Below are 25,642 nucleotides of genomic sequence, written 5' to 3'. Positions count from 1 at the left end.
CGTCCTTGAGTGAGCCTCTGCGCACACCCGCCCGCTTCCTGGTCGTCGTCGACGCCGACTCCACGCTGCTGCAGGACGAGGTGATCGAGCTGCTCGCCGCGCACGCGGGCTCCGAGGAGCGGGTCGCCGCGATCACCGAGCGCGCGATGCACGGCGAGATCGACTTCGGCGAGAGCCTGCGCGAGCGCGTCGCCACCCTCGCCGGCGTCCTCGACGACGTCTGCGCCGGAGTGAGCGGCCGGGTCCGGGTCACCCCGGGGGTCGAGCCCCTCATCGCCGGCATCCACGCGGCGGGCGGGCGGATCGGCGTCGTCTCGGGCGGCTTCCACGAGGTGCTCGACCCGGTCGCCGGGGCTCTCGGCCTCGACTTCGTCCGTGCCAACCGGCTCGGCAGCCGCGACGGCCGCCTGACCGGCTCCGTCGAGGGCCCGGTCATCGACGCCGCCGCGAAGGCCGCCGCCCTCTGCGAGTGGGCGGCCGTCTCCGGTGTCCCGCTCGAGCGGGCGATCGCGGTCGGCGACGGCGCGAACGACCTCGAGATGATGCGGGTCGCCGGTCTCTCCGTCGCCTTCAACGCGAAGCCCGTGGTCCGCGAGCGCGCCGACCTCGTCATCGACGGCCTCGACCTCAGCCAGCTGCTGCCGGTCCTCGGCCTCCGCGGCTGAGTCCCGCGGGCCGGCCCCTCAGCCGCCCGCGAGCGCGACCAGGGCCGCCGCGCCCAGGGCCAGCGCCCAGCTGACCAGCGAGCCGACCAGGAAGTACTCCGCCTTCGAGCCGCCCTCGCCGTCGCGGGAGATCTCCGGGAAGCGCACGATGCCCTTCGCCGCGAAGACGGCGCCGGCCAGGCCGATCGCGCCCGCGAGGGTGAGCCCGGCCACGAGGAGGCGCTCGAGCGGCCCGATGGCGCGGCCGCCGCGGAGATCCGGGAGCCGCACCTCCTGGGGCACCGGACGGGCGAACCGGGCACGGAGCGAGAAGCGGGCTCGAGCAGCGACCGGTTGCGGCAGCTCGCGGTAGAGCGCGGCCCGGACGACGACGTTGCCGCTCTCGAGCAGGAAGAGCCCGGCGCCCACGGCGAGCAGCGCCTGCGCGATCGGCGGGACGGGACCGGAGCGCGCGAGCCCCGAGTACGCGTCGACCAGGGGCCCTGCGGCCGGGCCCGCCGCGCGATCCACCACGGAGAGCACGAGCACCGCGACGACCAGGCCGACGGCGGGCCTGAGCCCTCCGGGTGGCCGGGTGTCCGCCGCGGTGGTGGTGAGCAGCAGCCAGGCGCAGGCCAGCGCGACCACGACCACGGTGCCGAACGGTGCGGCCCCGAGGCCGAGCACCACCGAGAGGCCGGCCGCCGCCCAGAGCACGACGATCGCCCCGGCGGCGACGGGACGGCGGAGGTGCGTCCGCGTGAGGTCGGCCAGCCCGACGAGCGCGAGCAGCAGCGCGGTCAGCACGCGTCCGCCAGCAGCCGCGCGCCGGTGAGCAGGGCCCCCGCGCCCGCGCGTCGCAGCGCCTGCGACACCGCCGACTGCGTGATCGACTCCTGCTCCGCCAGGACCTTCTGCGGCAGACCGCGTGCCGTGCCCAGCACGAGCCGCCGGTCGCGATCGCTCATCGGGCCGACCAGGGCGTCACGGGCGAGGAGGTAGGCGTTGACCGCCGCTTCCTCGGCCCCGGGCGCGTCGGAGCCGATGTACCAGCCGCGGGCCGTGGGCACGGCGCCGTCCTCGAGCGCGTGCGCACGGTCGATGGCGGCCCGCGCCCGCCACCAGCCGGGTCCGTCCTGCAGGTCGCCGGCGACACCGGCGCCGACCACCCGGACGTCGCCGCGCCCGATGCCGACCCGGCAGTCCACTCCGGGCGGCAGCGCCAGGCGCGCCTGGAGCGTCGCACCGAGGGCGGCCGGGACGGATGCGTAGACCGCCTGGAACTCGTCGCCCACGGTCGGGTGCAGCGGCTCGAGGGCGGGGACCGCCGCGTCGACCGCCGCGAAGCCGCGCTCGATCTCGATCTGCGCGGAGGACCGAGCGGCGATCTCGCGGGAGTCGACGAGGTCGAGCAGTACTGCGACGACGGAGGAGTCGGTCATCGCATAAGCCTACAGCTGATATCCGTCGGATATAAGCTCTCAGCTGATACGGTCAGTGCCCCATCCCGAGGCCGCCGTCGACCGGGACGACCGCACCCGAGATGTAGTCCGCCTCGTCGCTCGCGAGCCAGCGGGTGACCTTCGCGACCTCGGCGGCCGTGCCGTAGCGCGCCAGCGGGATGCTCTTGCGGTACTCCGCCTGCTGCTCCGCCGAGAGCTCCGCGGTCATGTCCGTCTCGATGAAGCCGGGCGCGACCACGTTGGCCGTGATGTTGCGGGCGCCGAGCTCGCGCGTCAGCGATCGGGCGAAGCCGACCAGCGCGGCCTTCGACGAGGAGTAGTTGATCTGGCCGGGGCCGCCGTAGAGGCCGACGACGCTCGAGATCAGGACGATGCGGCCGAATCTCTGCTTCAGCATCGCCTTCGACGCCCGCTTGACGACGCGGAAGGCGCCGGTGAGATTGGTGTCGATGACGGAGGTGAAGTCGTCCTCCGACATGCGCAGCAGCAGCATGTCGCGGGTGATGCCGGCGTTCGCGACGACGACCTCGACCGGGCCGAGCTCGGCCTCGATCTGCGAGAAGGCCGCGTCGATGGAGGCGGAGTCGGTCACGTCCGCGACGACGGTGAAGGAGCCCTCGGGACCCGAGCCGGAGCGGGCGGTGACCGCGACCCGGTGACCGGCCGCCACGAACTCCTCGGCGATGGCGTAGCCGATCCCCCGGTTGCCCCCCGTGACGAGGACGGTGCGCGGCGTGGTCATGGTGTCCCTCTCCGCCGGCGCGCGGGCGGCTCCGGACGACCCGTACATCCTAGAGGCGCTCGGCGCAACACATCCGCGGATAGGGCCGTCCGAGCCTTCGGTCAGCGCGCACGACGTAGTCTGGTGGGGCTGTGAAATCACGCGAATCGCTCACCTCCCTCCCGCCGTCGCCCAGTGCCGCGCGTCGCTCCCGCGCGATCAAGTACTCCATCGCCATGGGCATCAGGATGGTCTGCGTGATCTGCCTGATCTTCGCCCAGGGCTGGTGGCTGCTCTTCTTCGCCCTCGGCGCGATCGTGCTCCCCTACTTCGCCGTCGTGCTCGCGAACGTCGGCAGCGCCGGCGAGAGCGGCACGGTCGAGCGCCCCGGCGCGATCGTGCTGTCCCGCCCGGTGCCGCCGTACGTCCCGCCCGCGGCGGACGACTCGGCGCCCTCCGCCGACGCGCCCGAGGGCGGCGACCCGACCGAGGGACGACGGTGATCCCGCTGGGCGGCGCGCCCGATCAGCACGCCTGCTCGCGCGCCGGCTGCCCGCTCACCGCCACCTGGGCGATCGAGTGGCGGAACCCCCGCATCCACGCCGAGGACCGCCGGAAGACCTGGCTGGCCTGCGGGGAGCACCTGGACTACCTGCGCGAGTTCCTCGCGGCCCGGGAGTTCCCGCTCAAGGTCAAGCCGCTGCTCACGGTGGACCGCGGAGCGGCACAGTGAGCGCCACGGCGACGCGGCCGTCCTGGCGCTTCGCCTTCTCGCGGCGCTGGTTCGGCTACCTGGCGCTGACGATCGTCTTCGCCGTCGCCTGCGTGCTGCTCTCGCGCTGGCAGGTCGCCCGCCTGGACGAGGCCGCGAGCACCAACCGGCTCGTCACCGCCAACTGGAACGCGGACCCCGTCGCGCTCGACGGACTGCTTCCCGCTGGAGCCGGCTGGGACGACGCGCTCGAGTACCGGCCGGTCGAGGTCACCGGCGTCTACGAGACCGACGGCGAGACCCTCGTCCGCAACCGGCCCTACAACGGCAACCCGGGCTTCGAGATCCTCACGCCGCTGCGCCTTGCGGACGGCACCGTCTTCGTCGTCGACCGCGGCTGGGTCCCGGTCGGCTCCGAGCAGGACTCCCCCGACGTCGTCCCTGCCCCGCCCGAGGGCGAGGTCACGGTCACGGCCCGCCTGAAGCCGGGTGAGGGCCGCATCGACGGCCGCGGTGCTCCGGCCGGCCAGATCGCCACGATCCAGCTCGACGACCTCTCGGCCCAGCTCGACGAGCCGCTGCGCACCGCCGGCTACGGGCTGCTGGTCCAGGAGGACCCGGCCCCGATCGACGAGCGGCCGCTCGCCGCGATCAAGCCGGTCGCCGACGAGGGCCTGCACATCAGCTACGCCATCCAGTGGGTGCTCTTCGCGATCATGGGCTTCGGCGGTCTCGCCTGGGCGATCCGGCACGAGTACCGCATCCGCAACGCCGACGACCCCGAGGTCATCGCCGCCGAGGAGCGCCGGGAGCAGCGCCGCCTCCGCCGCGGTCGCAGCGACGCCGAGATCGAGGACGAGCTGCTCGACGCCCGCTGACGGGGCGGAATCTCGATACGCCCGCTGCGCGGGCTACTCGATCAGCATGGACGGCGACTGCCGAGACATGCTGGCCGAGCAGCCGCGCAAGGGCGTATCGCTTCATGCTGGTCGAGTAGCCGCGGCACGCGGCGTATCGAGACCCACCATCGTCAACAGGGCGGGTCTGCCGACTCGACTTCTGATGGCGGTGGATCTCGATACGCCCGCTCCGCGGGCTACTCGATCAGCATGAGCCGCACGCCGGTCGAGCAGCCGCGGCACGCGGCACATCGAGACCCGCGACACCGTCGACGCCGAGGGTCAGGCCAGCATGATCAGGTCGAGGTAGTCCGCGGTCCAGTGGTCCTCGGTGCCCTCCGGCATGATCAGCACGCGCTCGGGGTTGAGCGCCTCGACGGCGCCCTCGTCGTGGCTCACCAGGACGACCGCGCCCTCGTAGTGCGCGAGCGCGTCGAGGATCTCCTCGCGGCTGGCCGGGTCGAGGTTGTTGGTGGGCTCGTCGAGCAGCAGCACGTTGGCGCCCGAGACGACGATCATCGCCAGCGCGAGACGGGTCTTCTCGCCACCGGAGAGGACGCCGGCCGGCTTGTGCGAGTCGTCCCCCGTGAAGAGGAACGAGCCCAGCACGCGGCGAGCCTCGGTCTCGGTGAGGTTCGGGCTCGACGAGACCATGTTCTCCAGCACCGAGCGCTTGACGTCGATCGTCTCGTGCTCCTGGGCGTAGTACCCGATGCGGAGTCCGTGGCCGGCCTCGATCACTCCGGTGTCCGGCGCGTCGACCCCGCCCAGGATGCGCAGGAGCGTCGTCTTGCCCGCACCGTTCAGCCCGAGGATGACCACCTTCGAGCCGCGGTCGATCGCGAGGTCGACGGAGGTGAAGATCTCGAGCGAGCCGTAGCTCTTCGAGAGGTTCTGCGCCTGCAGCGGGGTGCGGCCGCAGGCGGACGGGGTCGGGAAGCGGAGCTTCGCGACGCGGTCGACCGCGCGGACCTCTTCGAGGCCGCTGAGCATCCGCTCGGCGCGCGCGACCATCTGGTGCGCGGCCGCCGCCTTCGACGCCTTCGCGCCGAAGCGCGCGGCCTGCAGCTGAAGCGCCCCGGCCTTCTTCTCGACGTTGACGCGCTCCTTCTTGCGGCGCTCCTCGTCCGCCGCGCGCTGGCGGAGGTAGTTCTTCCAGTTCATGTTGTAGACGTCGATGACCTGGCGGTTGGCGTCGAGGTAGAAGACGCGGTTGACCGTCTCGCCGACCAGCTCGATGTCGTGGCTGATCACGATGAAGCCGCCGCGGTAGTTCTTCAGGAACTCGCGGAGCCAGACGACCGAGTCGGCGTCGAGGTGGTTGGTCGGCTCGTCGAGGATGAGCGTCTGCGCGTCGGAGAAGAGGATGCGCGCGAGCTCGATGCGGCGGCGCTGACCACCCGAGAGCGTCTTCAGCGGCTGGTCCAGGATCCGGTCCGGCAGGTTGAGGTTGCTCGCGATCGACGCCGCCTCGGCCTCGGCCGCGTAGCCGCCGAGCGAGAGGAAGCGGTCGGTCAGGTTGCCGTACTTCTTCATCCCGGCCTCGCTGACGGCCGTGTCGCTGCTCGACATCGCGACCGTGGCCTCCTGCATGCCCAGCACCAGCTGGCCGAGGCCGCGGGCGTCGAGGATGCGCGTGCGCGCCAGCTCCTCGGGGTCGCCGGAGCGCGGGTCCTGCGGCAGGTAGCCGATCTCGCCGCCGCGGTCGACCGAGCCCTTCGCCGCGATGAGGTCGCCGGCGAGGACCTTGGTCAGCGTCGTCTTGCCCGCGCCGTTGCGGCCGACGAGGCCGACCTTGTCGCCGTCGCCGACTCTGAAGGACACGTTCTCCATCAGGAGTCGGGCGCCGACTCGGAGTTCGAGGTCGTGCACGCTGAGCACTGTGCTGTCCGTTCCCGCCAAGAAATGGCGTTCGGTTCGGGAGGTGTGGGGCAAGAGGCCGCGGAGCGGCAGCCCCCTAGTATATTTCCTGAGCCGCGGGGCGGATCCACGTCCGCTCACCGCGGACGCGCTCGCTCCTCGCTCTCGGGCGACACGGCCTTTGGAGAACAGACATGTCCAGCTACTCTCTCGCCCCGTCGCGACCGGTCCTGGCGGACCGGCTGCTCACCCGCTCGCTGGTCACCGATCTGGTGCTCGTCCTCGCCGCCGCCGCGTTCACCGCCGGCATGGCGCAGCTGTACATCCCGATGTGGCCGGTCCCGATCACGGGCCAGACCTTCGCGGTCCTGCTCGTCGGCACCACGCTCGGCGCCCTCCGCGGTGCGCTCTCGATGGGCGCCTACGCGCTCGTCGGCGCCCTCGGCGCTCCGATCTTCACCGAGGGCTCGAGCGGCTGGGCCGTCCTGGCCGGTCCGACCGGCGGCTACATCGTCGGCTTCGTCCTCGCCTCGATCGTCACCGGCTGGCTCGCCCAGCGCGAGTGGGACCGTCGCGTCGTCGGCACGCTGGTGACCTTCCTCGCCGGCACCGCCACGATCTACCTGGTCGGACTCCCCTGGCTGGCCACCGCGCTCGGCTCGATGGGCTACCCGGCCGATCTCGGCTCGGTGCTCACCGCCGGTCTCGTGCCCTTCCTCGTGGGCGACACCCTGAAGATCGTGCTCGCCGCCGCGCTGCTGCCCACCACCTGGGCGCTGCTCGGCCGCCGCAAGGGCTGACCCGCACCGCACGCACGACGAAGGGCCCGGAGGATGAACCTCCGGGCCCTTCGCTGTACCTGCTCCCGTTCAAGCAGTGCGTCTCTAGATCGAGAAGCCGAGGGCGCGCATCATGTCGCGGCCGTCCTCGGTGATCCGGTCCGGACCCCACGGCGGCATCCAGACCCAGTTGATCCGGAACGCCTCCACGACGCCGTCCAGCGACTCCGCGGTCTGCTCCTCGAGCACGTCCGTCAGCGGGCAGCCCGCCGAGGTCAGCGTCATGTGGATGACCAGGGCGTCGTTCTCGTCGTCCCAGCCCAGGTCGTAGATGAGGCCGAGGTCGACGACGTTGACGCCGAGCTCGGGGTCCATGACGTCCTTGAGCGCCTCCTCGACCTGGTCGAAGAGCTTCGGGTCGAGCGTGGTGACCGCCACGATCAGACCGTCGCCGGGGCGAGGAAGCGGTCGTAGCCCTCGTCCTCGAGTCGGGTGGCGAGCTCCTTGCCGCCCTGCTCGGCGATGCGGCCGGCGACGAAGACGTGCACGAAGTCGGGCTGGATGTAGCGCAGGATCCGCGTGTAGTGCGTGATCAGCAGCACGCCGAGACCGGTCGAGGCGTGGGCGCGGTTGACGCCCTCGGAGACGATCTTGAGCGCGTCGACGTCGAGGCCGGAGTCGGTCTCGTCGAGGACGGCGAACTGCGGGGCGAGCAGCTCGAGCTGGAGGATCTCGTTGCGCTTCTTCTCGCCGCCGGAGAAGCCCTCGTTGACGTTGCGCGCCGCGAAGGACGGGTCCATCCGCAGGTCGGCCATCGCCTTCTTGACGTCCTTGGTCCAGGTGCGGATCGCCGGCGCCTCGCCCGCGATCGCGGTCTTGGCCGTGCGGAGGAAGTTGGTGTTGGTCACACCGGGGATCTCGACCGGGTACTGCATGGCGAGGAAGAGACCGGCGCGAGCGCGCTCGTCGACGGTCATGTCGAGGACCTCGACGCCGTCGAGGGTGATCGAGCCGCCGTCGACGTGGTACTTGGGGTGCCCCGCGATCGTGTACGCGAGGGTGGACTTGCCGGAGCCGTTGGGGCCCATCACGGCGTGGATCTCACCCTGGTTGATGGTGAGGTCGACACCGCGGAGGATCTGCTTGGTCCCCTGCTCGGTCTCGACACTGACGTGGAGATCGCTGATCTGGAGAACGGACATTCAGACTTCCTTCGTGACGGTCGGGTCGATGTAGACGTCGCCGTCGATGACCTCGACGACGAAGACGGGAACCGGCTCGAAGGCCGGCAGGTTCAGGGGGGCACCGGTGCGCAGCGAGAACGCCGAGCCGTGGGCCCAGCACTCGAGGGTGTCGTCCTCGACGAAGCCCTCGGCGAGGGAGACCTCGCCGTGCGTGCAGGTGTCGCCGATGGCGTGGATCTCGCCGGCCGTGTCCTGCACGATCGCGATGGCGATGCCGTCGACGACGTAGCGGACGGCCTGGTTGGGGATCAGCTCCGAGGCGGCGCAGATCTTCGCGGCGTCGCTCATGCGGACACCTCCGGCGTGTACGCGCCGGTCTGCCCGGCGCTGCCGGCCAGCTCGGCCTCGATCGCGAGCTGGAGGCGGTCCTCGAGCTCGGTCACGCCGATCTGCTGGACGATCTCGCTGAGGAAGCCGCGGACGACCAGGCGGCGCGCCTCGTCCTCGCGGATGCCCCGTGACTGCAGGTAGAAGAGCTGCTCGTCGTCGAAGCGGCCGGTCGCCGAGGCGTGGCCCGCTCCGGCGATGTCGCCGGTCTCGATCTCGAGGTTCGGGATCGAGTCGGCGCGCGTGCCGTCCGAGAGGACCAGGTTGCGGTTCTGCTCGTAGCTGTCGGTGCCGTTCGCGCTCTGACGGATCAGCACGTCGCCGATCCACACCGTCCGCGCGCCCTGACCCTGCAGGGCGCCCTTGTAGGTGACGCGGCTGCGGGTGTCGGGGGCGTCGTGGTCGACGTAGACCTGCTGCTCGAGGTGCTGGCCGCCGTCGGCGAAGTACAGGCCGAGGAGCTCGCCGTCGGCGCCGCGCTCGACCAGGTGCGCCGAGGGGTTCACCCGGACGATCGAGCCGCCGAGCGTGACGACGATGTGCTTGACCTTCGCGTCGCGGCCGACGCGGAGGAAGTGGTTGGCGAGGTGGCGGGCGTCGTCGGCCCACTCCTGCAGCGTGACGATCGTCAGCTGCGCGCCCTCGCCGACGAGGACCTCGACGTTCTCGGCGAGCGTCGCCTCGCCCTCGTTCTGCAGCACGACGACGCCGCGCGCGTACGGAGCGGCCTCGATGATCGTGTGCGCGGCCCGGGGGGCGGAGCCGAGAGCGGTGCGCACCATCGTGGCGACCTTCTCGTCCTCGCCGGTCACCCGGATCGACAGGGCCTGCTCGAACTGCGACCAGGCGTTCGCGGCGGCGCGGTCCTCGGGGAGGCCGGCAGTGCCGATCCGCGCGTCGTCGCGACCGACCCAGGAGACGTCGACACCGTCGACGGCCGTCGACTCCAGCGGAGTCGGCGAGCCGTCGAGCGGTCCGTCGATGAGGTCGCCGAGGCGGGCGACCGGGGTGAGCTTCCAGGCGATCTCGCGCCCCGTGACCGTCTCGAACGCGTCGACGTCGGTGGACGCGAAGCGCTCGGAGCGGGTCTGCACGGGCGTGAACGCCCCGTCGGAGTGCGCGGCGATGCCCAGTCGCGCGGCGGCGTCCGAGCCGTCGATCGCAGGGGACGTCGGGGCGCTCGTGGGGACCGTCATCAGGCGGTGGTTCCTTTCAAGGGTGCTGGCCGCCCGTCTCGGGCGGCCTGGGTGGGTGAGGGGCGAGCGTCAGCCGACGCTGCCCTCCATCCCCATCTCGATGAGCTTGTTGAGCTCGAGGGCGTACTCCATGGGCAGCTCGCGCGCGATCGGCTCGATGAACCCGCGGACGATCATGGCCATGGCCTCGTCCTCGGGCATGCCGCGCGACATCAAGTAGAAGAGCTGCTCCTCGCTGACCTTCGAGACCGTGGCCTCGTGGCCGAGCTGGACGTCGTCCACGCGGATGTCGATCGCCGGGTAGGTGTCCGAGCGCGAGATCGTGTCGACCAGGAGCGCATCGCAGCGCACCGTGTTCGCGGAGTGGTGCGCGTTGGCGTCCACCCTGACCTCGCCGCGGTAGCCGGCCCGGCCGCCGCCGCGGGCGATCGACTTGGAGACGATCGACGACTGCGTGTACGGCGCCATGTGGATCATCTTCGCGCCGGCGTCCTGGTGCTGGCCGGGGCCCGCGAACGCGACGGAGAGGGTCTCGCCCTTGGCGTGCTCGCCGACCAGGAAGATCGACGGGTACTTCATGGTGACCTTGGAGCCGATGTTGCCGTCGATCCACTCCATCGTCGCGCCCTCGTGCGCGATCGCGCGCTTGGTGACGAGGTTGTAGACGTTGTTCGACCAGTTCTGGATCGTCGTGTAGCGCACGCGGGCGTTCTTCTTCACGATGATCTCGACGACCGCCGAGTGCAGCGAGTCCGACTTGTAGATCGGCGCCGTGCAGCCCTCGATGTAGTGGACGTAGCTGCCCTCGTCGGCGATGATCAGCGTCCGCTCGAACTGGCCCATGTTCTCGGTGTTGATCCGGAAGTAGGCCTGGAGCGGGATGTCGACGCGCACGCCCTTGGGGACGTAGACGAACGAGCCGCCCGACCAGACGGCCGTGTTCAGCGCGGCGAACTTGTTGTCGCCGGCCGGGATCACGGAGCCGAAGTACTCCTCGAAGATCTCGGGGTGCTCTCGGAGGGCGGTGTCGGTGTCCATGAAGATGACGCCCTGCTCCTCCAGGTCCTCGCGGATCTGGTGGTAGACGACCTCGGACTCGTACTGCGCGGCCACGCCGCCGACGAGGCGCTGGCGCTCCGCCTCGGGGATGCCGAGCTTCTCGTACGTGTTCTTGATGTCGTCCGGGAGGTCCTCCCAGGTCTGCGCCTGCTTCTCGGTGGAACGGACGAAGTACTTGATGTTGTCGAAGTCGATGTCCGACAGGTCGGCGCCCCAGGTGGGCATCGGCTTGCGCTCGAAGAGGGCGAGCGCCTTCATGCGCCGCTCGCGCATCCAGGCCGGCTCGTTCTTCAGCGCGGAGATGTCGGAGACGACCTCGGGCGAGATGCCGCGGCGCGCGGACGCGCCGGCGGAGTCCGAGTCGGACCAGCCGAACTCGTAGACGCCCAGGCTCGCGAGCTCGGGGCGGTCGATCAGGATGTCTGACATAAGTACCTCGTTTCCTACCCACTGGTAACCGGTCGGGTTCCGGAGTCATTCCCCGAGGGGGATCCGGGGAGCACATCCGGGCCGATCGCGTCATCGAGTCGATGGGCGGAGCGGAGCGGTGCGTCCCGGGAAGTCCTGAGGCTTGCGGTGGCGCTCCATCGGGCCGTCGGTCCGGGTCTCGCCGTCTCGGGCGAACGACGCGTCCGCGCCGAACCTGAACCAACTACTCATCCTACGGAAGCCGTGCTCCCAGTGGAACCTCTGCACCTGGGTGTCGCCCGGGCGGTCCCGATCCCGTGCCGTCAGACCGGCATGGCCACACTCGTGTCGGTGGTCCGTGGTGGAGTGTCCGCATGACCGACGACGACAGGATCCCCGTCCGCCCCCGACTCCTCCTCGCGCTCGCGCGCACCGGGCTGGAGCCCCGTGCCGCAGCCGATTTCGACATGCTGGCCGAGGCCCTCGCCCGGGGCCTCCCCCTGCGGCGCCTCCCGGTCGCGCTGCTGCGGCTGCGACGCCACCTCCGCTCGGGTCAGAGCGCGGGGGCCAGCTCCTCGACCGGCTGCCGGCGCTGAGCGCGAACCGTGAAGAGCCGCGGATTCACGTCGAGTAGCACCCTCAACGCGCCGACCCAGACGAACGCGGAGCCGAGGAGGTGCACCGCGACGAGCGCCTCGGGCAGGGCGAGGAGCGACTGGGCGACGCCTACGAGGGCCTGCAGTCCGACCACGACGAGGAAGGTGACCACGCGACGCCGTGCCAGCTCGGAGCCCGGCACGCGCGCGAGCAGCACCAGCAGGGCGACGCCGAGGACGAGCGTCGCCGTCCCGAGAACCCCGTGCACGACCGTGACGCTCTCCCAGTGGAACCGCATCCGCGGGACCTCGGCGGAGTCGCCGGCGTGCGGGCCGGTGCCGGTCACGAGCGTGCCGACGGCGATCACGAGCAGCGTCACCGCGACGAGGGCGATGCTCACGCCGCGGGTCAGCGCGTCCGGCTCGAACGCGACGGACTGCGAGCGGTGCGCGCGGTGCCAGGTCAGGGCGGTCGTGGTGAGCAGGGCGATCGCGAGCATGAAGTGCCCGGCGACGATGTACGGGTTCAGCCCCGAGTGGACGGTCGCGCCGCCGGCGAGGGCGTTCGCCACCACGAGCCAGAACTGCGACCAGGCGAGGCGGGTCATCGTGCGGTCGCGCGGCTTCTGCAGCCGCGCCGCGGTGATGGCCCAGCCGACCGCGACGATCAGCACGCCCGTGAAGGCGCGGTTCGTGAACTCGATGAACCCGTGGATCCCGAGCTCGGGCGTGGAGGTGAGCGAGCCGGCGTCGCAGGCCGGCCAGGTCGGGCAGCCCAGGCCCGAGCCGGTGAGCCGCACGACCCCGCCGAAGAAGATGATCAGGATGCTCGCGATGAGCGCCGCCGTGGTCCCCCAGCGCAGGGCTCGAGGGCTCAGCGTCACCCGCTCGGCGAGGAACGAGAACGGCGTCACCATCAGAACGGCAGCAGCGGGTCGATGCCGACGGCGAGGAAGAGCAGCGTGAGGTACCCGATCGAGCCGTGGAAGACGCGCATCGGCGAGACGTGCTCGTGACGGATGGCGAGGCTGTAGAGGCGGTGCGTCTCGGCGATGAACCAGACACCGCTCGCGAGGGCGACGACCGTGTAGACGACGCCCATGCCCGCGACGGGGATGAGCAGCAGCGAGCAGGCGACGGTGGCCCACGCGTAGAGGATGACCTGGAGGCCGACGATGGTGCGCCCGCGCACCACGGCCAGCATCGGAACGCCCGCGGCGCGGTAGTCCTCGCGGTACTTCATCGAGAGCGGCCAGTAGTGCGGCGGCGTCCAGAGGAAGATCACCGAGAACAGGATGATCGGAGCCCAGTCGAGCGAGTTCGTGACCGCGGCCCAGCCGATCAGCACCGGCATGCAGCCGGCGATCCCGCCCCAGACGATGTTCTGCGGGGTGCGGCGTTTGAGGAACAGCGTGTAGAAGAGCACGTAGATGAGGATCGCGGCGAGCGACAGCGAGGCGGCGAGCCAGTTCGCCGTGAGGCCGAGCCAGACGATCGATAGCACGCCGATCGTGGTCGCGAAGACCAGCGCCTCGCGGTCGGAGACCTCGCCGGTGACCAGCGGGCGGTTCCGGGTCCGCTTCATCACGCGGTCGATGTCGCGGTCGATGTAGCAGTTGAACGCGCCGGCCGACCCGGCGCTGAGCGCCCCGCCGATGAGCACGTTGAGGACGAGCAGCAGGTTAGGGATCCCGCCCTGCGCCAGGATCATCGTGGGCGCGGTGACCACGAGCAGCAGCTCGATCACCCTCGGCTTCGTCAGCGCGACGTACGCCCTCACCTTGCGCGACAGGGGCGACCGGACGGGCCCTCCCCGCTCGATCGCGGTGGTCTCTGCGACTACGTCCATTGCTCCTCTAACGATCGATGATCCCGAACGAGTGTAATGCGCGCCGGATGGGGGCGAGCCCGGAGTGCACGCTTGTCCAATCGGACGCCGACATATGCGAGGCGCAACCCCCGATCCGCGATGCACCCCCCTCCGTATACTCGGAACTGCTCGCCAGAGCGCCCGGCCCGCACCCGAGTTCCGCCCGACTGATCAGTCGCGCGAGGCAGAACGGGGCGTCGTCGGAAGCATCGTGTCGAAGTCGTCATGCGGCGCGCTCCACCATGCGAGAGGGTGGACGGTCCCCGTCTGCCCCACGTCTCGAGAAGGGTCAGTACCTAGTGTCAGAACTGCAATGGGATTCCATTGACGAGAAGGCAGTCGACACGGCGAGGGTTCTCGCCGCGGACGCGGTCGAGAAGGTCGGCAACGGCCACCCCGGCACCGCCATGAGCCTCGCGCCGGCCGCGTACCTCCTGTTCCAGAAGGTCATGCGCCGCGATCCGTCCGACGCGACGTGGATCGGGCGCGACCGCTTCATCCTCTCCGTCGGCCACTCCTCGCTGACGCAGTACGTCCAGTTCTACCTGGGCGGCTACGGCCTCGAACTCGACGACCTCAAGGCGCTGCGCACCTGGGGCTCGAAGACCCCCGGCCACCCCGAGTACGGCCACACCGACGGCGTCGAGATCACCACCGGCCCGCTCGGCCAGGGTCTCGCCTCGGCCGTCGGCTTCGCCTACGCCGCGCGCTTCGAGCGCGACCTGTTCGACCCCGAGGCCGCCGCGGGCACCTCGCCGTTCGACCACTTCGTCTACGTCATCGCCGGCGACGGCGACCTGCAGGAGGGCATCACCAGCGAGGCCTCCTCGCTGGCCGGCCACCAGCAGCTCGGCAACCTGGTCGTCATCTACGACTCCAACCAGATCTCGATCGAGGACGACACCAACATCGCCTTCACCGAGGACGTCAAGGCCCGATACGAGGCCTACGACTGGCAGGTCCAGGTCGTCGACTGGAAGAAGACCGGCGAGTACCACGAGGACGTCGCCGAGCTGCACGCCGCGATCGAGGCCGCCAAGGGCGAGACCGACAAGCCGTCGCTCATCATCCTGCGCACGATCATCGGCTGGCCCTCGCCGAAGAAGCAGAACACCGGCAAGATCCACGGCTCCGCCCTCGGCGCCGACGAGCTCCGCGGCCTCAAGGAGGTGCTCGGCTTCGACCCCGAGAAGACCTTCGACGTCGCCGACGAGGTCATCGAGCACACCCGCAAGGCCGTCGAGCGCGGCCAGGCGCAGCACGCCGAGTGGAACGAGACCCTCGAGGCGTGGGCGACCGCGAACCCCGAGAAGAAGGTCCTGCTCGACCGCGTCCTGAGCGGCGACCTGCCCGAGGGCGTCCAGGAGGCCCTCCCGGTCTTCGAGCCCGGCAAGGAGGTCTCGACCCGCGCCGCGTCCGGCAAGGTCATCAACGCCCTCGCCGGTGTCGTGCCCGAGCTCTGGGGCGGCTCCGCCGACCTCGCCGAGTCGAACAACACGACCATCGAGGGGGCCGGCTCGTTCGTGCCGAGCGAGTTCTCGACCCACGAGTGGACCGGCAAGAAGGGCGGCCGCGTGCTGCACTTCGGCATCCGCGAGCACGCGATGGGCGCGATCCTCAACGGCATCGTGCTGCACGGCAACACCCGCCCCTTCGGCGGCACCTTCCTGATCTTCTCCGACTACATGCGCCCGGCGGTCCGTCTCGCCGCGCTCATGAAGGCGCCGGCCATCTACGTCTGGACCCACGACTCCGTGGCGCTCGGCGAGGACGGCCCGACGCACCAGCCGGTCGAGCAGCTGGCGGCCCTCCGCGCGATCCCGGGACTGGACATCGTCCGCCCCGGCGACGCCAACGAGGTCGCCTACGCCTGGAAGACCATCCTGGAGCGCCGCGAGGGCCCGGCCGGCCTCGCGCTGACCCGCCAGAACATCCCCGTCTTCGAGCGCGGAGAGGGCGACGCCACCGGCGAGACCTTCGCCCACGCGTCGAACGTCGCCCGTGGCGCGTACATCCTCGCCGAGGCGCCGAACGGCACCCCCGACGTGATCCTCATCGCCACCGGCTCCGAGGTGCAGATCGCCGTCGAGGCGCGCGAGCTGCTGAAGGGCGAGGGCGTCAACGCCCGCGTCGTCTCGGCCCCGTCGCTCGAGTGGTTCGAGGAGCAGGACGCCGAGTACCGCGAGAAGGTGCTGCCCTCCTCCGTGAAGGCGCGCGTTTCGATCGAGGCCGGCCTCGGCCTCGGCTGGCAGAAGTACGTCGGCGACGCCGGCCGCTCCGTCTCCATCGAGCACTTCGGCGCCTCCGCCGACTACAAGACCCTGTTCCGCGAGTTCGGGATCACCACCGAGGCGGCCATCACCGCCGCCAAGGAGTCGCTCGCGGCGTCCTGACCACGAAGGCCGCGTCCACCAGGGCGCGGCCTTCGCCGTCGGGCCCACGACTCCCCACCGACCCGCACCATCTAGCGAGAAGAAGAGACATGACCGAGAACACCCCCACCGCAGACCTCTCCGCCGCCGGCGTCAGCATCTGGCTCGACGACCTGTCGCGCTCGCGCATCTCGAGCGGCGGGCTGCAGAAGCTCATCGACGAGAAGAACGTCGTCGGCGTGACCACCAACCCCACGATCTTCGCCGCCGCCCTCGCCAAGGGCGAGTCCTACGACGAGCAGGTCGAGGAGCTCGCCGCGGCCGACACCTCGGTGACCGACGCGGTCTTCGCGATCACCACCGACGACGTGGCCGCCGCCTCCGACGTCTTCCGCCCGATCTACGACGCGACCAACGGCTACGACGGCCGCGTCTCGATCGAGGTCGAGCCGGGCCTCGCGCACGACGCGCAGGGCACCATCGAGCAGGCCAAGGCCCTCTGGGCCAAGGTCGACCGCCCGAACGCGATGATCAAGATCCCCGCTACTGTCGAGGGCCTCGAGGCCATCACCGAGGCCATCGGCTCCGGCATCTCGGTCAACGTCACGCTGATCTTCTCGCTCGCCCGCTACCGCGCCGTCATCAACGCGTACCTGGCCGGCCTCGAGAAGGCCAAGGACGCCGGCATCGACCTGTCGACGATCCACTCCGTCGCCTCCTTCTTCGTGTCGCGCGTCGACACCGAGATCGACAAGCGCCTCGAGGCCGTCGGCACCGACGAGGCCCTCGCCCTGAAGAGCAAGGCCGGCGTCGCCAACGCGCAGCTCGCCTACGAGGTCTTCGTCGAGGCGTTCGCCACCGAGCGCGCGCTGCTCCTGCAGGAGTCCGGCGCCAACCGCCAGCGTCCGCTCTGGGCCTCGACCGGCGTCAAGTCGACCGACCTCCCCGACACCCTCTACGTGACCGAGCTGGTCGCGGCGGGCGTCGTCAACACCATGCCCGAGAAGACCCTCGAGGCGACCTTCGACCACGGCGTCATCGCCGGCGACACGGTGACCGGCTCCTACGCCGACGCCAACGCCGTCCTCGACGCCGTCGCCGCGCAGGGCGTCTCCTACGCCGAGGTCACCGAGCTGCTCGAGAAGGAGGGCGTCGAGAAGTTCGTCGTCTCCTGGAACGAGCTGCTCGACACCGTCACCGCCGCGCTCGAGGGCGCGAAGGCGAAGGCCTGATCATGACGATCCAGATCCACCTCAGCGGCGACGCCGAGAAGGCCGCCGACCGCGTCGTGCCGGAGCTCGTCGCCGACGAGGTCGCCTCGGGCATCACCGCCCAGGTCCCCACCCTCTGGGGTGCGGCGGCCGAGGAGGAGTCCGCGAAGCGCCTCGGCTGGACCGAGTCGACCACCGTCTCCCGCCCGCTGATCCCGGAGATCCTGGCGCTCCGCGAGGAGTTCCAGGCCAAGGGCATCGACCACATCGTGCTCGGCGGCATGGGCGGCTCCTCGCTCGCGCCCGAGGTCATCACCCGGACCGCCGGCGTCGAGCTCACCGTGCTCGACTCCACCGCGCCCGGGCAGGTCCTCGCGGCCCTGAACGACCGTCTCGCGACGACCGCGGTCGTCATCTCGTCCAAGTCCGGCTCGACGGTCGAGACCGCCAGCCAGAAGAAGGCCTACGAGAAGGCGTTCACCGAGGCCGGCATCGACCCGCTCGACCGCATCGTCATCGTGACCGACCCCGGCTCGCCGCTGGACACCTCGTCCCGCGAGGCGGGCTACCGGGTCTTCAACGCCGACCCGAACATCGGCGGCCGCTTCTCGGCGCTCTCCGCGTTCGGCCTCGTGCCGTCCGGTCTCGCCGGCGCCGACATCGAGGCCCTCCTCGACGAGGCGGCGGAGGCGTCCCTCGGCCTGGCCGTGGACACCCCGGAGAACCCGGGTCTGCTCCTCGGCGCGGCCATCGCCGCCACCAGCCCCCGTCGCGACAAGCTCGCGATCGTGGCCGACGGCACGCACATCGTGGGCTTCGCCGACTGGGCCGAGCAGCTCATCGCCGAGTCCACCGGCAAGGACGGCACCGGCATCCTCCCCGTCGTCCTCGGCACGCTCGCCCCCGAGCTGTCGGAGGACCTCGCCGACGTGCAGGTCGTCCGCCTGGTCGAGGACGCGAGCGCGCTGCACCTGTTCCCGCGCGACCGGCACGAGGGCGAGATCCTCCTGTCCGGCTCGCTCGGCGCGCAGATGCTGACCTGGGAGTACGCGGTCGCGGTCGCCGGGCGCCTGCTCGGGATCAACCCGTTCGACCAGCCCGACGTCGAGTCGGCGAAGGTCGCCACCAGGGCCCTGCTCGAGAAGCGCCCGGAGCCGGCGACGCCGGCCTTCACGGACGCGGGCATCGAGGTGACCGGCACGTCGGACGTCACCGAGGGCGTCTCGACCATCGCCGCCGCCGTCGACCGCCTCCTCGCCCAGCTGGGCGAGGGCGGCTACGTGTCGATCCAGGCCTACGTCGACCGCCTCGCGCTGCCGCAGCTGGAGGGCGTCCGCGACCTCCTCGCCGCGCAGGCGCAGCGTCCCGTCACCTTCGGCTGGGGCCCGCGCTTCCTGCACTCGACCGGTCAGTACCACAAGGGCGGAGCGCCGACCGGCGTCTTCCTCCAGATCGCCGAGCGCGCGAGCACGGACCTCGAGATCCCCGAGAGCCCGTTCACCTTCGGTCAGCTGATCCAGGCCCAGGCCGCGGGCGACGCGAGCGTGCTCGCCGAGCACGGCCGCCCGGTCCTGACGCTGACGCTGACGGACCCCGAGGCCGACCTCGAGGCGCTCTTCGAGGCGCTCAACACCTGATCCGCCGGGCGCGGCGCCCCGTCCTCCTCGCGGAGGCGGGGCGCCGCGCCCGCGGTCGTCCGCGCGGTCCGCCACGACCGCGCTCGCAAGCCCTCAGCGGAGCGGGCCGGCGTCACCACTCCCCCTTCGTCACCCAGAGCAGTGCGCTGAGGACCCGGCCCGGCCGGCTCCCTCGGCACACAGAAGGACACTGCACATGTCTGTGGACATCACTCCCGAGTTCAACCCGCTGCGGTTGAGCTTCGACCGCCGGCTGAACCGGATCGCGGGGCCGAGCGGCCTCGTCATCTTCGGCGTCACCGGCGATCTCTCCCGCAAGAAGCTCATGCCGGCGGTCTACGACCTCGCCAACCGCGGTCTGCTGCCGCCCGGCTTCGCGCTCGTCGGCTTCGCCCGGCGCGACTGGGACGACCAGGACTTCGAGAAGGTCGTGCACGACTCCGTCAAGAAGTACGCGCGCACCGAGTTCCACGAGGAGGTCTGGACCCAGCTGGCGCAGGGCATCCGCTTCGTGCAGGGCGAGTTCGACGACCCCGAGGCGTTCAGCCGCCTGAAGACGACGGTCGACGAGCTCGACCGCGAGCGCGGCACGAACGGCAACTTCGCCTTCTACCTCTCGATCCCGCCGAAGTCCTTCCCCCAGGTCACCGAGCAGCTGCGCAACTCGGGCCTCGCGGAGCAGAAGGACGGCCAGTGGCGCCGCGTCGTCATCGAGAAGCCCTTCGGCAGCGACCTGAAGACCGCGCGCGAGCTCAACGCCGTCGTCGAGTCGGTGTTCCCGCCCGACTCCGTCTTCCGGATCGACCACTACCTCGGCAAGGAGACGGTCCAGAACATCCTGGCGCTGCGCTTCGCCAACATGATGTACGAGCCGCTCTGGAACTCGAACTACGTCGACCATGTGCAGATCACCATGGCCGAGGACATCGGAGTGGGCGGCCGCGCCGGCTACTACGACGGCATCGGCGCCGCGCGCGACGTCATCCAGAACCACCTGCTGCAGCTGCTCGCGCTCACCGCGATGGAGGAGCCGATCTCGTTCGACGCCGCGGACCTCCGCGCCGAGAAGGAGAAGGTCCTCGCTGCGGTCCGCCTGCCGAAGGACCTCTCGACCGTCACCGCCCGCGGGCAGTACTCCGGCGGCTGGCAGGGCGGCGAGAAGGTGCTCGGCTTCCTCGAGGAGGACGGCATGAGCCCCACCTCGACCACTGAAACCTTCGCCGCGATGCGCCTGGACATCGGCACCCGCCGCTGGGCCGGCGTGCCGTTCTACCTCCGCGCCGGCAAGCGCCTCGGCCGCCGCGTCACCGAGATCGCCGTGGTCTTCAAGCGCGCGCCGCAGCAGCTCTTCGCTGAGAGCCAGACCACCTCGCTCGGTCAGAACGCCCTGGTCATCCGCGTCCAGCCGGACGAGGGCGTCACCATGCGCTTCGGCTCGAAGGTGCCCGGCGCGGGCATGCAGGTCCGCGACGTCACGATGGACTTCGGCTACGGCCACGCCTTCACCGAGGCGAGCCCCGAGGCCTACGAGCGCCTGATCCTCGACGTCCTCCTCGGCGAGCCGCCGCTCTTCCCGCGGCACGAGGAGGTCGAGCTGTCCTGGAAGATCCTCGACCCGATCGAGGAGTACTGGACCACGCAGGGCCAGCCCGAGCAGTACCGCCCCGGAACATGGGGCCCCGATTCCGCCGACGAGCTCCTCGCTCGCGACGGCCGCACCTGGAGGCGCCCGTGATCGTCGATCTGCCCGACACCACGACGAGCGAGGTCTCGAAGACCCTCGTCAAGATCCGCGAGGAGGGCGGCGCCGTCGCCCTCGGCCGCGTGCTCACCCTCATCATCGCGACCTCCCGGGGCCAGGAGGAGGAGGCGATCGACGCCGCCAACGACGCCTCCCGCGAGCACCCGATGCGCGTCATCGTCGTCTCGAAGGACGACGGACTGACCACGGTGCCGGTCGACGCCACCCCGCGGGTCGACGCGCAGATCCGCGTGGGCGGCGACGCCGGCGCGAGCGAGGTCGTCGTGCTCCGCCCGTTCGGCGACGCGGCGACCGACGAGGAGAGCCTGGTCACCGGGCTCCTGCTCCCGGACGCCCCCGTCGTCGCCTGGTGGCCGAACAGCGCGCCGGACAGCGCCTCGAAGTCGCCGATCGGCCGCATCGCGACGCGGCGAATCACCGACGCCTCGGCTCAGTCGAACCCGGCCGAGGCGCTGCACCACCTCGCCTCGACCTACGCCCCCGGCGACACCGACTTCGCCTGGACGCGCCTCACCCTCTGGCGCGCTCAGCTCGCCGCGGTGCTCGACCAGCCGCCGTACGAGACGATCACGGCCGTCGAGGTCTCCGGTGCGCCGGACTCCCCGTCGACGATCCTGCTCGCGGCCTGGCTGCAGCTCGAGCTCGACATCCCCGTCGACCACGAGCTCACCATCAGCGCGACGGGGTCCAGCGGGATCCACGGGGTGCGCCTCTTCCGCGAGTCCGGCGTGATCGAGCTCGAGCGCTCGATCCCGAACGTCGCGACGCTGACGCAGCCGGACCAGCCCGTCCACGACATCTCCCTGCCGCGCCGGAGCCTCCGCGACTGCCTGGCGGAGGAGCTGCGCAGGCTCGACCCGGATGACCTGTACGGTGAAGTCATCTCGCGCGGTGTGGACATGCTCACCGAGAAGAACGACGCTCGAAGCGCGTCCTGACACCGCCGCACTCCCCGGCCGCCGCACCCCTCTCCCCGGGCGCGGCGGCCGAGGAGACGGCCATCCGCCGATGGCGACCGACCCGAAGGAGACCCCGATGACCACTGACCGCCGTGTGCTCGTCCACCGAGACAAGCAGACCCTCGCAGGCTCGGTCGCCGCGCGCTTCCTGACGAAGACGATCGACATCCTCGACGACCTGGGCACGGCGAACGTGGTCCTCACCGGCGGGACGATGGGGGCGGCGACCCTCAAGGAGATCGGCGGCTCCTCCGCCGCGGGCAACGTCGACTGGACGCGCGTGCACTTCTGGTGGGGCGACGAGCGCTGGGTGCCCCGGGGCCACGAGGACCGCAACGACGTGCAGGCGGGCGACCTCTTCGAGCGCCTCGAGGTGCCGGCCGAGAACGTGCACTCCTACCCCGCGTCCGACGAGGGCCTCGACCTCGACGGCGCCGCCGCGGCGTACGACGCCGAGCTCCGTGCGCACGCCACCGAGGGCCGCGACTACCCGCGCTTCGACATCACCTTCCTCGGGGTCGGCCCCGACGGCCACATCGCCTCGCTCTTCCCGGAGCGCTCGGCCATCCGCCACCCGCAGCCGGGCGTGCTGGCGGTCCGCAACTCCCCCAAGCCGCCGCCGGAGCGCCTCACGCTCACGCTGCCGCTGATCAACCAGTCGGACCGGATCTGGATGGTCCTCGCCGGCGCCGACAAGGCGTCCGCTCTCGGGCTGGCCCTCGCCGGCGCGAGCACGAACGAGGTGCCCGCGGCGGGCGCGTTCGGCCGCAAGCGCACGGTGTTCTTCGTCGACCAGGAGGCTGCGGCCGAGGTGCCGGAGTCGCTGATCGCTCCGAGCTACTGAGCTCCTCCCCCGGACGGCTCGTCCGGGAACGACGAAGGGCCCGCCTCCTGGGAGGACGGGCCCTTCGTCGTTGCTCCGGCCGTGCGGCCGGTGATGTTCAGGAGGGGGTCGCGGTGCCCCGGCGGGCGCGCAGCTGCTGCAGCGCCTCCTCGAGGAGCTGAGCGGCCTCGGCCTCGGTGCGGCGCTCCTTCACGTACGCGAGGTGCGTCTTGTAGGGCTCCGACTTCGCGACCTGGGGAGGGTTCGCCCGGTCGCGACCCGCGGGGAGACCGGACTGCGGGGAGTCGATCACCTCGGGGATCTCGTCCTCGGGGAGCGCCGCCGAGAAGTGGCGCACCGTCTCGTTGCCGAGGGCGTCCCAGTAGGAGACCGCGACGCGCTCGGCGTGGTAGCCCCGGTCCTGCTCGCCCATGGGTCCCGCGCCGACGCGCGAACCGCGGATTGCACTGCCGCCTGATGCCATTCCGTTTACCCCTATGCTCCGGTGTCGAACTTGGTGATGAGACCGAGCACCACGATGCAGGCCAGCCAGACGAGGCCGAGGATCACGGTGATGCGGTTCAGGTTGCGCTCTGCGACGCCCGAGGCACCGAGGTTCGAGGTGACTCCACCGCCGAACATGTCGGACAGTCCGCCGCCGCGCCCCTTGTGGAGCAGGATCAGCATGGTGAGCAGGAGGCTCGTGATGCCCAGGACGACCTGGAGCACGACCTGGAGGATGTCCACGCGGTACCTTTCGAAGTTCTGGCGCGTTGCACGCCTCGACGAGTATAACGGCGCCTGCGAACCCCCGGGGAATCGCGACGCCCTGTGTTCTGTCCGCTGTATACGCGGGACTGCTGGTGAGGGGCGGAGGGAGTGGTCTCGTCGCGGCGCCTTCCCGCGCTCCTGCGGAGCGCCCGCCAGACCCGAGCCTGTCGCCGCGACGAGACCACTCCCTCCGCCCGCGCCAGCGCGAGGCCCCCCACCAGCAGGCGGCTGAGCAACGCTGCGCCAGTGCACGGTGAGCGGGATGGCGAGACGCGGAAACACTGAAGGGGTGGGCCCGCGTGGACCCACCCCTTCAGAGACTCAGAGCGTCAGACGCCCACGTGGTTCCGGAAACGCGCGATGGCCGCGAACTCCTCGACCTGGAGGCTGGCGCCTCCGACGAGGGCGCCGTCGACGTCGGGCTCGCGCATGAAGCCGGCGATGTTGCCGGACTTGACGGAGCCGCCGTAGAGGATGCGCGTCTTCGCCGCGGTGTCGGCGCCGAGGATGTCGGCGACGACGTCGCGGAGGGCCTTGCAGACCTGCTGGGCCTGCTCGGGGGTGGCGGCCTGGCCGGAGCCGATGGCCCAGACGGGCTCGTAGGCGATGACGAGGTCGGCGTCCGAGGGCAGGCCGGTGAGGGCCTCCTTCAGCTGCGCGACGGGCACCGCGGACGGGCCGTGCTTCTCGAGGTCCTCGGCGGTCTCGCCGACGCAGACGATCGGCGGGACGCCGTGCTTGACGGCCGCGGCCGTCTTCGCAGCGATGTCCGCGTCGGTCTCGCCGTGCAGCGTGCGCCGCTCGGAGTGGCCGACGATGACGTAGTCGCAGTCGAGCTGCTTGAGGAACTGGCCGGAGATCTCACCGGTGTAGGCCCCGCTGTCGAACTTCGACAGGTCCTGCGCGCCGTACTTGAGCGGCAGCTTGTCGGAGTCGACGAGGATCTGCACGGGGCGCAGATCGGTGAACGGCGGGAACACCGCGACCTCGACGCCGTCGAAGTCGTGGTCGGCGTCCTTGAGGCTCCACGCGAGCTTCTGGACGAAGGCGATGGCCTGGAGGTGGTCCAGGTTCATCTTCCAGTTGCCGGCGATGAGCGGGGTGCGGGATGTCACTGCCATCCGAGGACCTCCAGTCCGGGGAGGCGCTTCCCCTCGAGGAATTCGAGGCTGGCTCCGCCTCCCGTCGAGATGTGGCCGAACTGCCCGTCCTCGAAGCCGAGGGCGCGCACCGCGGCGGCCGAGTCGCCGCCGCCGACGACGCTGAGTCCGTCGACCTCGGTGAGGGCCTGGGCGACGGCCTTCGTGCCGGCCGCGAACGGCTCGAGCTCGAAGACGCCCATCGGGCCGTTCCAGAACACGGTCTTCGAGGCTGAGACGACCTCGGCGAACCGCTTCGCGGTGTCCGGTCCGATGTCGAGACCGAGGCCGTCCGCGCCGAACGCGGTGTCCTCGATCGCGTCGGCGGGTGCCGTCACGTACTCGGCGTCCGCTCCGAACTTCGAGGCGACGACGACGTCCGTGGGGACGACGATCTCGACCCCGAGCTCGTTCGCCTTCGCGAGGTAGCCGAGGACGGTATCGATCTGATCGGCCTCGAGCAGGCTCTTGCCGACCTCGTGGCCCTGGGCCTTGAGGAAGGTGAAGAGCATGCCGCCGCCGATGAGGATCGAGTCGACCCGCGGCAGCAGGTGCTCGATCACGCCGAGCTTGTCCGAGACCTTCGAGCCACCGAGGACGACCGTGTACGGGCGCTCCGGCTTCTCGGTCAGGCGGTCCAGGACCTCGAGCTCGGCGGCGATCAGCGTTCCGGCGGCACTGGGCAGCAGCTGGGCGAGCTCGTAGACGCTCGCCTGCTTGCGGTGCACGACGCCGAAGCCGTCCGAGACGAAGGCGTCGCCGAAGGCGGCGAGCTTCTCGGCGAAGGCGCGGCGCTCGTCCGCGTCCTTGCTGGTCTCCCCCGGGTTGAAGCGGAGGTTCTCGAGCACGACGACCTGGCCGTCCTCGAGGGCGTCGACCGCGGCGGAGGCGGAGTCGCCGACCGTGTCCTCGGCGAACGAGACGGGGGCGTCCAGGAGCTCGCCGAGGCGCTTCGCGACGGGCGCGAGGCTGTACTTCGAGTCGGGGGCGCCGTCGGGGCGCCCGAGGTGGCTCACGACCACGACTCGGGCACCCTCGGCGACGAGCCGCTGGAGCGTGGGCACCGACGCGCGCACGCGGCCGTCGTCCGTGATCGTTCCGTCCTTCAGGGGGACGTTCAGATCGCAGCGGACGACGACGCGCGTGCCGGCGAGGGAGCCCAGTGAGTCCAGAGTGCGGAGCGTCACGGT

General features: G+C 71.0%; 27 protein-coding genes. 12 read left to right on the top strand and 15 right to left on the bottom strand.

Annotated elements, in window-relative coordinates; genetic code table 11:
- Positions 1–5 precede the first annotated feature (5 nt).
- Entirely contained in the window at positions 6–665 is a 660-nt protein-coding gene (serB, locus tag HQQ86_RS18425) for a phosphoserine phosphatase SerB (RefSeq protein WP_173289803.1), read from the top strand.
- Between the two features lie 18 nt (positions 666–683).
- Here the strand turns inward: serB and HQQ86_RS18420 are convergent, their stop codons facing one another.
- The 3 genes from HQQ86_RS18420 to fabG are packed head-to-tail and all read right to left on the bottom strand — an operon-like array spanning position 684 to position 2,849.
- Complete coding sequence (locus HQQ86_RS18420; RefSeq protein ID WP_173289801.1) at positions 684–1,451, bottom strand: hypothetical protein; 768 nt, start codon at positions 1,449–1,451, stop codon at positions 684–686.
- A complete protein-coding gene (locus HQQ86_RS18415) occupies positions 1,445–2,086 on the bottom strand; it encodes a SatD family protein (RefSeq protein WP_173289799.1) in 642 nt (213 codons plus the stop codon). The genes HQQ86_RS18420 and HQQ86_RS18415 overlap by 7 nt, the downstream gene beginning before the upstream one ends.
- A gap of 52 nt (positions 2,087–2,138) precedes the next feature.
- The gene (fabG, locus tag HQQ86_RS18410; RefSeq protein ID WP_173289797.1) at positions 2,139–2,849 is read right to left on the bottom strand and encodes a 3-oxoacyl-ACP reductase FabG; all 711 of its coding nucleotides are present in this window, start codon (positions 2,847–2,849) and stop codon (positions 2,139–2,141) included.
- A 131-nt stretch (positions 2,850–2,980) separates the two neighbouring features.
- Between fabG and HQQ86_RS18405 the strand changes: the two genes are divergently transcribed.
- From HQQ86_RS18405 to HQQ86_RS18395, 3 genes are read left to right on the top strand one after another with little or no spacing between them, the layout of a single operon-like run.
- Complete coding sequence (locus HQQ86_RS18405) at positions 2,981–3,331, top strand: DUF3099 domain-containing protein (protein ID WP_173289795.1); 351 nt, start codon at positions 2,981–2,983, stop codon at positions 3,329–3,331.
- Positions 3,328–3,561 (top strand): hypothetical protein, encoded by a 234-nt coding sequence (locus HQQ86_RS18400; RefSeq protein ID WP_367948723.1) that lies wholly within the window; start codon positions 3,328–3,330, stop codon positions 3,559–3,561. The genes HQQ86_RS18405 and HQQ86_RS18400 overlap by 4 nt, the downstream gene beginning before the upstream one ends.
- Complete coding sequence (locus HQQ86_RS18395) at positions 3,558–4,418, top strand: SURF1 family protein (protein ID WP_173289793.1); 861 nt, start codon at positions 3,558–3,560, stop codon at positions 4,416–4,418. The genes HQQ86_RS18400 and HQQ86_RS18395 overlap by 4 nt, the downstream gene beginning before the upstream one ends.
- Positions 4,419–4,721: 303 nt before the next feature.
- Here the strand turns inward: HQQ86_RS18395 and HQQ86_RS18390 are convergent, their stop codons facing one another.
- Entirely contained in the window at positions 4,722–6,320 is a 1,599-nt protein-coding gene (locus tag HQQ86_RS18390) for an ABC-F family ATP-binding cassette domain-containing protein (RefSeq protein WP_123733093.1), read from the bottom strand.
- A 173-nt stretch (positions 6,321–6,493) separates the two neighbouring features.
- Here HQQ86_RS18390 and HQQ86_RS18385 point away from each other — a divergent pair, with 173 nt between their 5' ends.
- The gene (locus HQQ86_RS18385; protein ID WP_173289791.1) at positions 6,494–7,099 is read left to right on the top strand and encodes a biotin transporter BioY; all 606 of its coding nucleotides are present in this window, start codon (positions 6,494–6,496) and stop codon (positions 7,097–7,099) included.
- Between the two features lie 84 nt (positions 7,100–7,183).
- Here HQQ86_RS18385 and HQQ86_RS18380 read toward each other — a convergent pair whose 3' ends face one another.
- From HQQ86_RS18380 to sufB, 5 genes are all read right to left on the bottom strand, one after another.
- A complete protein-coding gene (locus HQQ86_RS18380) occupies positions 7,184–7,519 on the bottom strand; it encodes a metal-sulfur cluster assembly factor (RefSeq protein WP_173290428.1) in 336 nt (111 codons plus the stop codon).
- Entirely contained in the window at positions 7,519–8,280 is a 762-nt protein-coding gene (gene sufC / locus HQQ86_RS18375; protein WP_160089717.1) for a Fe-S cluster assembly ATPase SufC, read from the bottom strand. The genes HQQ86_RS18380 and sufC overlap by 1 nt, the downstream gene beginning before the upstream one ends.
- A complete protein-coding gene (locus HQQ86_RS18370; RefSeq protein ID WP_123735785.1) occupies positions 8,281–8,610 on the bottom strand; it encodes a non-heme iron oxygenase ferredoxin subunit in 330 nt (109 codons plus the stop codon).
- Positions 8,607–9,845 carry a Fe-S cluster assembly protein SufD gene (gene sufD, locus HQQ86_RS18365; protein ID WP_173289789.1) on the bottom strand — a complete coding sequence of 413 codons (1,239 nt, stop codon included), beginning with the start codon at positions 9,843–9,845 and terminating at the stop codon, positions 8,607–8,609. Before sufD ends, HQQ86_RS18370 begins: the two co-directional genes overlap by 4 nt.
- Positions 9,846–9,914: 69 nt before the next feature.
- Positions 9,915–11,333 (bottom strand): Fe-S cluster assembly protein SufB, encoded by a 1,419-nt coding sequence (gene sufB, locus HQQ86_RS18360; RefSeq protein WP_173289787.1) that lies wholly within the window; start codon positions 11,331–11,333, stop codon positions 9,915–9,917.
- A 353-nt stretch (positions 11,334–11,686) separates the two neighbouring features.
- On the opposite strand from sufB, the gene HQQ86_RS18355 reads away from it, so the two are divergent.
- Positions 11,687–11,908, top strand: coding sequence for a hypothetical protein (locus HQQ86_RS18355; protein ID WP_173289785.1), 222 nt, complete (start codon positions 11,687–11,689; stop codon positions 11,906–11,908).
- Here the strand turns inward: HQQ86_RS18355 and HQQ86_RS18350 are convergent.
- Together HQQ86_RS18350 and HQQ86_RS18345 are read right to left on the bottom strand one after the other, a co-directional pair.
- Positions 11,866–12,825: a heme A synthase gene (locus tag HQQ86_RS18350; RefSeq protein WP_173289783.1), complete on the bottom strand. Its 960-nt coding sequence runs from the start codon at positions 12,823–12,825 to the stop codon at positions 11,866–11,868. The two genes, HQQ86_RS18355 and HQQ86_RS18350, sit on opposite strands and share 43 nt — an antisense overlap.
- Positions 12,825–13,757: a heme o synthase gene (locus HQQ86_RS18345; RefSeq protein ID WP_173289781.1), complete on the bottom strand. Its 933-nt coding sequence runs from the start codon at positions 13,755–13,757 to the stop codon at positions 12,825–12,827. Before HQQ86_RS18345 ends, HQQ86_RS18350 begins: the two co-directional genes overlap by 1 nt.
- 320 nt (positions 13,758–14,077) lie before the next feature.
- On the opposite strand from HQQ86_RS18345, the gene tkt reads away from it, so the two are divergent.
- From tkt to pgl, 6 genes are all read left to right on the top strand, one after another.
- On the top strand, positions 14,078–16,171 hold the full coding sequence (tkt, locus tag HQQ86_RS18340; protein ID WP_367948722.1) for a transketolase: 2,094 nt from the start codon (positions 14,078–14,080) through the stop codon (positions 16,169–16,171).
- A gap of 89 nt (positions 16,172–16,260) precedes the next feature.
- On the top strand, positions 16,261–17,382 hold the full coding sequence (tal, locus tag HQQ86_RS18335) for a transaldolase (RefSeq protein WP_123446275.1): 1,122 nt from the start codon (positions 16,261–16,263) through the stop codon (positions 17,380–17,382).
- Positions 17,383–17,384: 2 nt separating this feature from the next.
- Entirely contained in the window at positions 17,385–18,998 is a 1,614-nt protein-coding gene (locus HQQ86_RS18330) for a glucose-6-phosphate isomerase (RefSeq protein ID WP_173289777.1), read from the top strand.
- A 196-nt stretch (positions 18,999–19,194) separates the two neighbouring features.
- Positions 19,195–20,733, top strand: coding sequence for a glucose-6-phosphate dehydrogenase (zwf, locus tag HQQ86_RS18325; protein ID WP_173289775.1), 1,539 nt, complete (start codon positions 19,195–19,197; stop codon positions 20,731–20,733).
- Positions 20,730–21,698, top strand: a complete 969-nt coding sequence (locus tag HQQ86_RS18320; RefSeq protein ID WP_173289773.1) for a glucose-6-phosphate dehydrogenase assembly protein OpcA — start codon at positions 20,730–20,732, stop codon at positions 21,696–21,698. Before zwf ends, HQQ86_RS18320 begins: the two co-directional genes overlap by 4 nt.
- A 97-nt stretch (positions 21,699–21,795) precedes the next feature.
- Positions 21,796–22,563: a 6-phosphogluconolactonase gene (gene pgl, locus HQQ86_RS18315; RefSeq protein ID WP_123735998.1), complete on the top strand. Its 768-nt coding sequence runs from the start codon at positions 21,796–21,798 to the stop codon at positions 22,561–22,563.
- Positions 22,564–22,660: 97 nt separating this feature from the next.
- Here the strand turns inward: pgl and HQQ86_RS18310 are convergent, their stop codons facing one another.
- From HQQ86_RS18310 to pgk, 4 genes are all read right to left on the bottom strand, one after another.
- Complete coding sequence (locus HQQ86_RS18310; protein ID WP_123446271.1) at positions 22,661–23,026, bottom strand: RNA polymerase-binding protein RbpA; 366 nt, start codon at positions 23,024–23,026, stop codon at positions 22,661–22,663.
- A gap of 11 nt (positions 23,027–23,037) precedes the next feature.
- Positions 23,038–23,289, bottom strand: coding sequence for a preprotein translocase subunit SecG (gene secG / locus HQQ86_RS18305; RefSeq protein ID WP_123733087.1), 252 nt, complete (start codon positions 23,287–23,289; stop codon positions 23,038–23,040).
- 353 nt (positions 23,290–23,642) lie between these two features.
- Positions 23,643–24,434, bottom strand: a complete 792-nt coding sequence (tpiA, locus tag HQQ86_RS18300; RefSeq protein WP_173289771.1) for a triose-phosphate isomerase — start codon at positions 24,432–24,434, stop codon at positions 23,643–23,645.
- Positions 24,425–25,639 (bottom strand): phosphoglycerate kinase, encoded by a 1,215-nt coding sequence (gene pgk / locus HQQ86_RS18295; protein ID WP_173289769.1) that lies wholly within the window; start codon positions 25,637–25,639, stop codon positions 24,425–24,427. The genes tpiA and pgk overlap by 10 nt, the downstream gene beginning before the upstream one ends.
- Between the last annotated feature and the right edge of the window lie 3 nt (positions 25,640–25,642).

It is taken from the genome of Rathayibacter sp. VKM Ac-2857 (assembly GCF_013205025.1).
Classification (GTDB): domain Bacteria; phylum Actinomycetota; class Actinomycetes; order Actinomycetales; family Microbacteriaceae; genus Rathayibacter.
The sequence above is the reverse complement of the archived record's forward strand: the minus strand, read 5'-3'. Positions and strand labels throughout refer to the sequence as shown.